We start from the raw sequence: 11,136 nt of genomic DNA on the forward strand, positions 1-11,136 counted from the left end.
ACCAAAGTGCCAAAACTAATGACTTCCATAAAAATCACATGTCATCTGAACATGACACTGCGCTCATGATAAAACGTGAAAATATAAAAATGTACCTAATGGGAAATGTTATAGAATAAGGCGTTCAAACAAAGCATATCATAAATCGGAGCCCTTCTCTTTATGCGATAAGGAGAGTGCGAGGCAAAACAGTAAAAATGCAGCGATAGAGAATATAAAGAATATGAGATATGTTTGATTGAGGGAAAGATATTCCTCTGTCAGCGAATGGATCAAAAAGCCAGCGAATACACCCCCCAAAGCTCCGCCTATTTGCTGTAATATGCGTGTGATAACTGCTGTATCTTTGACGTATAAACTGTTGACATATTGGATAGGGGCGGAAAGGCAGACAATGGTGGTGATGCCAAGCCCTATGCCTCTTAGCAAGAATCCAAGCCCATCCATGCTTATATTATAGCCGAAGCATAATAATCCAAAGCTTGATATCACCAAACCAATTCCTATCATGAAAAAGGGAGATTTTTCTTTCCATTTTTGGTAAATAAATTTCCTTCCGATCCATGCACCCACTCCTTGCAAAGCAAGGACTGCGCCGATGATGAGAAGGCTATTTTCATGGGCTTGTTCCATGGCAACGGCTAGTGGGAAATAAACGAGGAAGCTATAAAAAAGAAATGAAGCAACAAGCCCCATGATCATGAGTAATGTATAGCGCACATTTTGAAATCCGCTAAAGACGATTAATTTGTTTTTTGCTTTCTGATTAGAAACAATGAACAATATGAGAGATATCACCGCTATAAGTGCTAGGATATATACGGAGGTGTTGTTCTTTATATTTCTGGCTTCTGTGAGATAAAAAAATGAAATAAGCGATATGAAAAACGCTAAAAATGCAAATAAGTTAAATTTTGTTTTTGTTGTTTCGTTGCTCTTTAAGTGTTTCGCTCCAATGGTGAGCGCCAATAAAATGAGCGGAATATTGATAAAAAATAACAAACGCCAAGAGACATACTGAGCAAGTGAGGCACCCACCAGCGGACCAAAGGCAGGAGCGAAAACTGTTGGTACGGCTATGGTGCCCATGGCTTGGCGCACTCGTGTCTGTCCAAATTGTAAGGCAATGATGGTTTGGCTAAGGGGCAGCAAAAGACCGGTCCCGAAACCTTGAACGATACGGGCAGATATAATGGTTGGAAAATTATAGCTTAATCCTACCCCCAGTGATCCAAGCATAAAAATGAAGCTTGCAAGAAACCAAGTTCTTTTGATACCTATTCTTCCTTGCACAAAAGCTGCTATCAACAATCCTGGCACGGTGGCAAGAAAATAGGATGTTACAACCCATTGTATATTATTTTCCTCTACTGAAAGATAAAAAGCAAGGTCTGGAAGGATGACATTAACAATGCTTCCGTCCAGCAAGGGGAGTATGCTGGAAATAATTACGGTATATATGACATACCTTTCTGATTTGGTATAGGAATCCACCTTTTGCATAATTTTGCTCCCTACAGATACTCTTTAAAATATTGGTTCTACCCCATAAATCACAGACTTTGAGAATGAACACCCGTTTGTGATGGCTTTAATATGGGGATGAATGTGATTGGAAGTGCTGATGGTCCCCAAATGCTTCTCTTGTGTACAACCCCTCTTCCTCCAAAATGAAGCTATCAGTTAAGCTGATCTCAATGAGTTTATCGAGGAGTCTATTCGTCGTCAACTCACTTTGCATGTTTGAAAATTTGAGAGAATCCTCTGCATGATCAGAAAGGAATAAATGCATTGCGTATTTATTTTTGTATTCGTTCCATTGTTTTTCCATGATAATGTTTTAAGCCTTTAAAGTCTGGACAATTCTGATGCTTGTGGAAGAGCTTTTGGGGGCAAAGTTATGAGAACGTCAATGTTATGATGATTATGGCTGTTTATTCTTGCTATGGATGGCGCTGATGATCTTTTTTCGTAAAAGATACATTATGATAAGCAAAAAGAAAGAGAGAGTTTTGCTTCATATAAGTGGAGAAGGGGGTATTTTTAGGTTTGTCCGAAATTGTCATCTCGATATCGTTGAGTGATGTGCAATCAATCATGGCATGATGGGGGGTGAAGAGGATAATATGCTTTTTCATCAACTTACCTTTTTGCTGAATTTTTGAGTGTGAGGAGAGAGAGGAGGGCGGTACTGAGAGAGGCAATACTCAAGATCTGCCAAACCGATAATCCAAAAAATTCTTGGTTGTAGAAGAGGGAGCCAAGATAACTTCCTGCCATGCCTCCGAAAGCACTGGACAAGCTCATGATTCCAAATGTGCTAGCGATTAAGCGTTCATCTATATTTGTGGCCTCATAATCGAGGCGTATGTAGATCACGATTTCAGCAAAGGAAAAGAGGATGATCGCGAAGAAGAGGTAAAAATAAGAATGCTCAAGAGCGTGGAGGAGGAGGAATGAGATTCCAAACAAAACAAAGGATAATACTTTGGGCGTTTTGGAGTTTTCTTTACATGCCCATTTGGAAACAGACATTTGGAAAAAGATCACGATGAGAGCATTCAAGACAAAAATAAAAGAAGTAGCACTTCCTTCAAAAACCTGATCACTGAATACAGGTATGGTGCTTTCGAGTTGGATATAAAAAAAGGTAAACAAGAATATAAAAAGCGAAACGCCAAGCATGGTCTTGTTGGTGAGCAACTTTCTAAAATCAGAAAAATTTATTTTGTCCAATTTGTTAGTATTAGAGCTTTCTTTTAAGGTGCAGTTCAGAAGAAATAATAAAAAAAAGATCAATCCAACGAAACTAAATAATAAGGAGGGGAGCATTTTAAAAATCAACATTCCAAGCAAGGGACCGATAGAGACCCCTATATTAACAAAGACTGATCTTGTTGCTAAGGCATCCACTTTTTCAGTTCTCGAAACATTTCTTACTAAAAAAGATTTCGCAGCAGGAGTGTATAGACTGCTTCCTAAACCAATGAAGGCGCAAGAGAGGAGGAGGATATAAAAATTATGCGTAAAACCAATGATGAGATAGCCAGGGATTCGTGTTGCTAGACCTAAAAGCATTGTTTTTTTTACATGGACATAATCGGAGAGCACCCCTCCTAAGAGAGAGCCTGCCTTTTTGCACAAAAAAGCTACTCCGATGATGATTCCAACTTCTGTTGTACTGAGAGAGTTAAGTTTATTTAAGTAAATCGCCAAAAAAGGGACAACCATAAATATCCCAATATTGCTCAGTAAAGTTGTTATGAGGATGAGTTTTATGCTTGCCTTGAAAGTGAAGAATTTACGCACCATTTTATTTTGCCACCACAAGATTTACTTTTTTTGCTTAAGAAAGTGCATTTAACAGAGCCGTTTCTGAACTTGTTTCTGAGGTCAATAAAATGTCAGCGCACGCAGATTGCTCTCTCAAATTCAGGGTTTTTCCCTGTAAGGGAATGGGTAGAGAATAGTTTGTTTGCTCCTTGCATGTTGCAAGCGCATTTGCTGAAATTTATCTGTTGTTTTGCATAGACAAGTGCTTGACCGATAAAGGTTTGGGGATCAGTTCTTTTTGAAATAATTTAGGTTCTCTTCCTAGTGCACATTCTAAAAATCCTTTGTAGATATTGGTGTTAAAAGTTTGGCAGAGTGCTTCACCAATTTGCACGCCTCTTAAGCGTGGATTTATTCAACAACTTTAAAGAAGTTCCCTTCAGTGATGATAAATTCCGTATGTGCAAAGCCCCCATGATAGGAAACAGCTGCTAGGATATTTTTAATCCCTTCTTCTATTCCCTGTAATTGTGCAATGTTCTTGTCTAAGGGAAAGTTGTTGCAAGTCTCTTAAAGTCAGGCATGTCTGACATGACCCTGCTTGAGAGGGCGAGAAGCTTTATTTTCCCTCGATAGCTAATGGTTTTAGCACTGTAGAGTGTGCCTGTAAAGAAGGTTTCAATGAGATTTTTTTTGAGGGAAGTATGGTTTTTTATAAATTCCATGATTGCGGTAAATTCCGTTTTATTTTCTGCAAACTATACGTTTTTTGAGTCTGTTCCCTGTGGGTCTTTCAGAATGACAGGATAGGAGAGCTTGTGTGTGGCTTGGAAAGCCTCACTTTCAATAACAGTTATTTGTCCTTTTGTGAGACCTTTTTCACAGAGGATTTTTCTTAAACAAGCTTTGTCTCTACAGATATTTATCGCATAGGCATTTTGGGTTTTATATCCCAACTGGGCGGAGATTTCGTTGACACTTGTCGCCCACGTGTCTGTAAGATTGAGAATGCCACTAAAGTTTTTTAAATTTTGGCAATAGGTTATCATTTCCGCATGATGAAATGTATCGCGTTCAATAACACTGAGATGCATGCTTTTAATATAATCCAGTTCATAAAAATCGAGATCTTTATTGTGGGTGAGGAGGTGTAAGTGAAGTGCGAGCGTTTCTGCTGCCTCTATAAGTCTAGCCAAGTCAAAGGTTGAGGCTTCCTCCAGTACAAAATGCATCTCTATCTTCTCTTCATGGGAATTATTTGGTGAAAAAAGCCGCAAAAATCGTTTGTTTATTCCCTTCAAAATGCGATTATGACAAGGACAACTGTGTTGATGGACGTTGAAAAAAATGAAAAAGCGCGTATGGGGGCAATAACAATCAAGCGCAAGAACGCTTGTGGGAAGTTGCAATCTTAGCTTTTTTAATTTCCACTAAATCACTATCAGGCACTATAGGATATTGAGAAGTTTGAAAAAAGGATTTTATTTGGGGGGGGTATTTTTTCAGAGCTTGAGGAGCGAACAAATTGAGATTTCCGCATAAAGCAAATATGGAAAAATTGCGCTTTATTGATACCCTCTTTTATCAAATAAGAGGATGAGAGCGATGATAAAAGAGCGCTTCTTTTAAGGGTGTGCAGGTGAATTAATGAACAATAAAACTCTATCCACCCGTGTTCAAATTTTTTCACGATAATGCGTTGCACGGTCTTTTGCCGAAAGAGTACAATCTTGAAGATTCAAGACATTTGTTAAATCGTGAATAGAAGTTAAAGCGCCCATAATATTATAAAAGGTTGGTGTTCTTCCTTTCAGGTGTAAGGTATGTTCGTGGTGTTCCACAGTTATATGATTGATCCTATGCAATATGAACACTCTCACCTGTGATGCGCTCAAGTAATGAAGCATCATCAGGATAAAAAAGGATACTCTTCATTCATTGTTTTTAGGCATCATTTTCAGGATGTGTTTTCGCTTGAATGTGTCCTATAAAATGTAAACATTACTGTTTGTCTAAAAAACATTGGCAATCTTGTAACACTGGAATCCTATTGGACCAGTTTCTTGGGTGGTAAAGCTAAGAGGCTTAATATGCAATTCAGGGATTATGTCTTTTATTTTCAACACAGATTTAAGCTTGAAAGGCTTCTCCAAGAGAAAATAGGTTTTTTGAGAGATTTAATTTTTTTCTCAAGATATGGTAATAAGTTTATCCGCAAAACTTGGTAGGCATATGATGGTATCGATAGAAAATTCTTCGATAGCTGAATTCAAAGTCTCAAGATCAACCATAGAGGCGAATGGATAATATGTTATTTTAAAAAGGTGACAAACTTCATGGGAAAACAAAAATCCGCTCCATAATCCTTTAAGCTGTGAGGCAATTGGCAATAGGGCTTACAGAACAATCTTTAAAGACCGTTTTGAGGTTCTTTGCCGCAGAGTGTGTTATAGCCCCATAATTGAGTGATTTATGGCGAAGTGTTTTGGGTGCTCTTGTTGTGCTACTGGTTTTCAAAAATGATATGTGACATGGAAGCTGCTTATTTTTTAGTTTGTATGAGGCACAGGCAAGAGGCAAAGGCGGAGGCACCAACAATCATGCAAAAGATGAAAGCGATATGACTGTTGAAATAGCTGATGATCCATCCACTTGTCCATGAGCCGGCGGCTTGGCCAATATTTGAAACAACAAGAATATAACTAAAAAGAACACTGGCAGAGAGGGATACGGTTGTTTTCCCTGCTTGATAATATATTTCTGGAACCATGACAGATTCATAGATACTGTAGGCAATTAATGCGGTTACAGCGGTAAAGACCCCACCCATGAGGAAAAATGAGGAGAAACTTCCCATAAAACAGAGCAGATAAAAAGTTGCTTTATCGGAAAGGGTGAGATGTTTATTGATTACTCCCTGCCAGATACAAATGCTGATGCCAACAATTGAAAAGAAAATTCCACTATAAGGGGCGAGATTGCTGTCAAATTTATTGAGAAGTGTTGTGGTGGTGATGAAAATTCCCATGAGAAATGTACAAAGCAAAGCCGTGACCAGCAAATAAGCAATAGAACGATTATGTATTATTGTTTTTAAAGAAAAAAGAAGAGCTTTTTTTGTTTTTTTATCCTTTTCAAGAGATAATGTTTTATGCGGGTAATGATAAACAATTTTGAGAGATAGAACACAAAGATACAAACCAAGGAGTGCAAAAAAAGCCATTAAAAAAGTTGATGCGTTATATTTTATGGCACTCATTGCAACAAGAGGGGCAATAACGACCGCAGCGTTTTGAAAAAACGAATAGAGAGTTAATGCGCGCTTAAGAGCATTTCCCTTGAGATGTTCTGATAAAATTTCTCTCAAAAATGGCTTTGAAATTGCTTTCGAAAAAGCCATTAAGGTAAAAAAGGTCAACCATGCAGAAGGCATGAGCGATAGGATAACGCATACAAAAGCGCTACTCCTTAAAATAAAGGCGGTAGCCATTAAGAGTTTACGAGAAAGTCTTTCTAATAAACTTGTTGTGGTTACCATGAGAATGCTTTCAAGGATTACCGACCCAGAGAGATAAAACGCAACATTGGTAGCAGTTATGAGAGAAGAGTTTCCAATCAGAGGGAGTACAAAGAAAAAGGAAAATTCAGAAAGAAAAACTGTGCTATAGATGAAAAAAGGAATTTTATTTTTGCCCATGGAATTTCCATAGAAGTGTCGTTAAATGATCAAATACATTTTGTTGTATCTGTTGAGGAAGTTTTGTCAGCCCTGTTTCCGCTGTGCACATTTCGTTGAAATAGTCTCTTTATCAATTCATCAGTCAGTCCACTGCAAGAATGTTATTTTTTGTTTGTCTACGATGTTTTTAGAAATATCGAGCATGATTTGGGTTGAGTAACAACACTGTTTCCTGATGTTTGCGCAATAATCAGTAAGATCATTGAGACCTTGATCCCATATCTTCTTCTGGTGATTTTGACTGTTTCTAATCCTATTTGATAACCAATTGGCACCCCGCATTCTTGCTTTTCCATTGTATCCTTTATAAAGGGGATGTACTAACCCCTCCATAGATTGTCAACATATGAATGAGATGAATGATTTTATAACCTTTTAATGAAATTATATTTTTTTAGTGGAAGGTTATTCATTCTCTTGAAATATAGAAGAAAAACGATAGAGTTCGCTAACATTTTTCAATTCTCTTTTAGCGCATGCGTTGATATTTGCCTCCATGGCGTTGTAAAAAACCCCTCTCAACAAGAGTGCGTCGTAATCGGGCAAAGTCTATCGTAAAGAGGTTGCATATCTTGGAAACTTCCGTTTCGCTATAGATTTTTTGCTTCTGAAAGGCTTGTGCAATTTTTGATAGCATCTCTTCTGTTTCTAAATGGCGGTCGCTTAAATTTTCCCTATTCCGCTCATGTTTATTTTCTAGCATTTTCCACAGTGTCTCTTCGGCTTGAAATCCTTCTGTTGTGTTGTGAATAAGTCCGAGGTTCAAAAGGCGATTGATGGATTTGTGAATGTTTTTCGCATCTGAATCGACATGTTTGAGGACTTCGGAAAGATTTTTCGCACCAAGGATAATGGCGGCATAAACAGCGCGCAGTGTAGGTGAGGTCATGGCAGAGATTAGTGAATTGCGGGTATCGCGTTTGCGAAGGGTTTCTTTTCCCATGGGCAAAAGATCATTGCGAATGGGCAGTTCATTGATTTCTATGAGTTCTGCTTGTAGCGATTGTGCGCGTACAATTTGTTCGGTAGGGGTGCGTTTGCGAATAATTCCCAGACCACTTTGGCGATATTTGTGGTTTTCGGGGAGTGTTAAAGCCTCATAGGAGCCATCAAGCCGATAGAGGATTTCTTCCCATATGGGAGTTCTGACACTTTGACCCCGTTGTGCCCCATTGAGAGCAATTGTTGTTGTTATTGTTGGTTCATGCAGACATAGATAACCACCAGCGGTGATGTGTTCCCAAAGGGTTATAACAAATCGCACATCATCTGCTGGAGTTCCAGCATCGATCCAAGCAAAATCTATTGGTCCCCAAGATTTGAGGGTGCTTTCATCAAGAGAGAAGAAATTCTCATTGATAAATGTTACAGTGTCTTTTTTAATGCCATCTTTAAGAAGTTCTTGCCATACTTCTTCTGCTGATTGACCTTTGGCTGTAAAATCATCAATTGTAATCAGTTGTGGTTCGTAATTTTCAGGAATTCCTGAAGGATCAAGCAAAGCTGTGCGCTCTTCCCAGGTGGAGGATTCTAAAAGCTTTTTATCTTGTTGCCATGATAATTTCGCTTTTTGAAGTGCTTTTGCGATAAAGCGCGTACTATCACCAGCACCGATTTCAATGACTGTGCGCGGTCTTGCCATTTGAATAAGCGCATGGATAAGTTGAGCACTATTTTCTGTTCCCATGCCAGGTCTTATCAGCTGCATCTTTTTATCCTTATAATTTTATCAATCGCAGCATTCCTGCTTTTACAAAAAACTTTATTGAATCCTCTAGCGGATATTGAATACGTATTGGTGTGGTGGCTTGCTTCAAGAGATGTTTTGTTTTTTCATGAAGCCGGATTGTACGCTCATTGAGTTGATTAATGGCAAGAGTGCCAAGAGAAGAATCTATGATAATACATGTTGGCTCTCGTAAAAGAGCGGTTGCATCATTTTCTGAAAATGCTTTTTGATCTGTTTTGATGAGACCGTGTCGTAAAAGTGATATCAAAAGACTTCCAGAGGCAAGAAGAGTACCATTGAATTGTATTTCCCTCAGTGATTGGACAAGGCAGCCTTCATGAAGTGCTTCAAATGTGGGAAAGTCGAATCCGCCAAATGCCGCTCCTTTTGTAGAAACAACGGTTGCAGGTTGTATTTGCCGTTTTCCAATTAAAGCTGGTTTATTTCTCGTTATCTGTACGTCCTTTACCCATTGAACGCGTGATAAAGGATTGAGTTCACGTGGATAGACAGCGAAAGAATTGATGGCTATGGGTGGTGTTGGTTTTTGCAATTCAAGTGTATGGGAGCTCTCATGACAATCATGTCGCATATAGTCTGCCAGTTGCCACACATAGCCGCCTGTTCCATTGTAAAAGTTTAAGCCTATAGGATCTTGTTGCATGATGTTATTGTTTTTTTGCTTTAAAATATCAAGTTTTTGGGAGGGTTGTTAGTTGCTCTACATTAAAGAGTGGTTTATCAAAGTCCTATTGGGTTGGTATGGGGTTGCATGAGAGATACAATGATTTGATCAGGTGGTGATTGTCATGCCATTTTTGGGGCATTGTTTGCTGGCTGGACAAACAGCCGAGTCCACTAACCATTCTCAAATTCTCTCTGTTCCTTTTTTTGTACGGCACTGTTCAAAATAAAACCTAATATGCCTGCGATCATTGTGGCGATGCCGATGACAAAGAGTGTGTATTGTGTGTGATGAACATGGACAAAACCGGCTCCTATAAAGCCAAGGCATACGGATGTTTGTATGATGAAGAGATAAGCGGGCATTTGACTGTTTCGCTGTTCTTTTTGAATGGCTTTCATCATAAAACTTGCCATTAGAGCATTTTGTACGCCGTTTGCACTCCCAAGGATGAAAAATGACAGCATCATCAGCCATATGAGTTGTGTGAGGGAAAAGCAGAAAATTGCAAATCCAATGATTGTAGCGGCAAGTGATGCACCAGCGGCATTGCCAAAGCGATGAAAAAGGCTGGAGAAACAGAGTGGACCAACCACGAGGCCAAGACTTACCATGCTTGTGATTATCCCATAGGTTTCAGCGCTTAAGTTGAGATCGGTACGAATGCGGACAATCGATAAGACGTTGAGAGCAGAGGTGAGGATGATGGTAATGATGAGGGGTGCAAGAGCATAGACAACATTTTTTTTACGCAAGAGGCCTCTTAAGTCTAGCCCTTTTTTGCTTTTTTGCGTTGTGTTTGTCGTTTGTGTATGAATTTTTAAACTTTTAAAACAGAAGAGAGTGATAAAGGTGGCAAAAAGAACCATGATTGACAGCGCAAACAATCCTTTTTGCCCGTTTGATATTCCATACAACACCCCCCCTAAGAGTGGTCCAGCAATGTAACCAAGATTACGAACTGTTTGGATAACGCGGTTTATACGGTCTAGTTGCTGATCATTGTTTGCAAATTCTGGGACGGAAACGAGGATTGCGGACCAAAAGATTGAACCAGCACAACCCAGTGCGAAAGAAAGTGCAATATAAATCCAAAATTGGTTGGCGATTGCAGCTGTGGCTATAAAGAGTGCTTCAAACAATAAAACAATGGGTACTGTTCGTGCTGGTTGGAAGCGATGTAAGAGGCGTGGTGCAATTGGTCCGGCAAAAATTGCCCCGATAAGCCCTGCAAAAAGGAGCATTGAAATAGAAGCTGTGCTTTCTGCTAAGTGGAGAGCAAATGTAACTTGCGCTGTTTCATCGGCAAAGCTGCTAAAGCCCAAAACAAGGAAAAGTCCTATTTGGACGAAAATCATGGATTTTTTCTTTGTCACAGTGCTCCTCCCCAAGATGCTAAAGGTACAATTTTCTTCTGCGTATTTATGGGATATCCCGCGCTTTGTCTAGTTTTTCTTGATAATCAGTTGAGAAAGGAAGTTTACAGAGCTCTCTTCAAAATAAGCACAATGCCTATTTGCAGCGATGAGCAACTCCTTATGTTTTTTGAAAGGGGAGTATTGAAGGATTATAGACTGGCGAAGTTATCTGATATGAGAGACAATGATACAAAAGAGCAATCAGGAAATTTTGCAAAAAAAGCTGCATCATGTGTGCAGCTTTTTATGTGTTTGCTTTAGAGGTAGAAGTTTTAAAGCATGAAAGTATCCT

8 protein-coding genes are annotated in these 11,136 nt (G+C 39.1%); all 8 read right to left on the bottom strand.

Features of this window, described 5'->3' with window-relative positions; translation table 11 throughout:
• Positions 1–138: 138 nt before the first annotated feature.
• The 8 genes from ACFIKQ_RS08680 to ACFIKQ_RS08715 all read right to left on the bottom strand — a co-directional run bounded on the left by ACFIKQ_RS08680 (position 139) and on the right by ACFIKQ_RS08715 (position 10,802).
• Positions 139–1,503 (bottom strand): MFS transporter, encoded by a 1,365-nt coding sequence (locus ACFIKQ_RS08680; protein ID WP_375636696.1) that lies wholly within the window; start codon positions 1,501–1,503, stop codon positions 139–141.
• Between the two features lie 639 nt (positions 1,504–2,142).
• On the bottom strand, positions 2,143–3,312 hold the full coding sequence (locus tag ACFIKQ_RS08685; protein ID WP_375653327.1) for an MFS transporter: 1,170 nt from the start codon (positions 3,310–3,312) through the stop codon (positions 2,143–2,145).
• Positions 3,313–4,031: 719 nt separating this feature from the next.
• Positions 4,032–4,505, bottom strand: a complete 474-nt coding sequence (locus ACFIKQ_RS08690) for a hypothetical protein (protein ID WP_375653330.1) — start codon at positions 4,503–4,505, stop codon at positions 4,032–4,034.
• Positions 4,506–4,949: 444 nt separating this feature from the next.
• Positions 4,950–5,138 carry a hypothetical protein gene (locus ACFIKQ_RS08695; RefSeq protein ID WP_375653331.1) on the bottom strand — a complete coding sequence of 63 codons (189 nt, stop codon included), beginning with the start codon at positions 5,136–5,138 and terminating at the stop codon, positions 4,950–4,952.
• Between the two features lie 677 nt (positions 5,139–5,815).
• Positions 5,816–6,970, bottom strand: coding sequence for an MFS transporter (locus tag ACFIKQ_RS08700; protein ID WP_375656281.1), 1,155 nt, complete (start codon positions 6,968–6,970; stop codon positions 5,816–5,818).
• 511 nt (positions 6,971–7,481) lie between these two features.
• Positions 7,482–8,720: a DUF2087 domain-containing protein gene (locus ACFIKQ_RS08705; protein ID WP_375656282.1), complete on the bottom strand. Its 1,239-nt coding sequence runs from the start codon at positions 8,718–8,720 to the stop codon at positions 7,482–7,484.
• A 10-nt stretch (positions 8,721–8,730) separates the two neighbouring features.
• A complete protein-coding gene (locus ACFIKQ_RS08710) occupies positions 8,731–9,405 on the bottom strand; it encodes a hypothetical protein (RefSeq protein ID WP_375636685.1) in 675 nt (224 codons plus the stop codon).
• A gap of 194 nt (positions 9,406–9,599) precedes the next feature.
• On the bottom strand, positions 9,600–10,802 hold the full coding sequence (locus tag ACFIKQ_RS08715; RefSeq protein ID WP_375636684.1) for an MFS transporter: 1,203 nt from the start codon (positions 10,800–10,802) through the stop codon (positions 9,600–9,602).
• Positions 10,803–11,136 lie beyond the last annotated feature (334 nt).

Source organism: Bartonella sp. MR63HLJHH (assembly GCF_042194155.1).
Lineage (GTDB): Bacteria > Pseudomonadota > Alphaproteobacteria > Rhizobiales > Rhizobiaceae > Bartonella > Bartonella grahamii.

Coding starts and splice junctions, on each gene's coding strand:
- ACFIKQ_RS08705 (WP_375656282.1), bottom strand. CDS start 8,720: ATGCAGCTGATAAGACCTGGCATGGGAACAGAAAATAGTGCTCAACTT.
- ACFIKQ_RS08680 (WP_375636696.1), bottom strand. CDS start 1,503: ATGCAAAAGGTGGATTCCTATACCAAATCAGAAAGGTATGTCATATAT.
- ACFIKQ_RS08710 (WP_375636685.1), bottom strand. CDS start 9,405: ATGCAACAAGATCCTATAGGCTTAAACTTTTACAATGGAACAGGCGGC.
- ACFIKQ_RS08685 (WP_375653327.1), bottom strand. CDS start 3,312: ATGGTGCGTAAATTCTTCACTTTCAAGGCAAGCATAAAACTCATCCTC.
- ACFIKQ_RS08690 (WP_375653330.1), bottom strand. CDS start 4,505: ATGCATTTTGTACTGGAGGAAGCCTCAACCTTTGACTTGGCTAGACTT.
- ACFIKQ_RS08700 (WP_375656281.1), bottom strand. CDS start 6,970: ATGGGCAAAAATAAAATTCCTTTTTTCATCTATAGCACAGTTTTTCTT.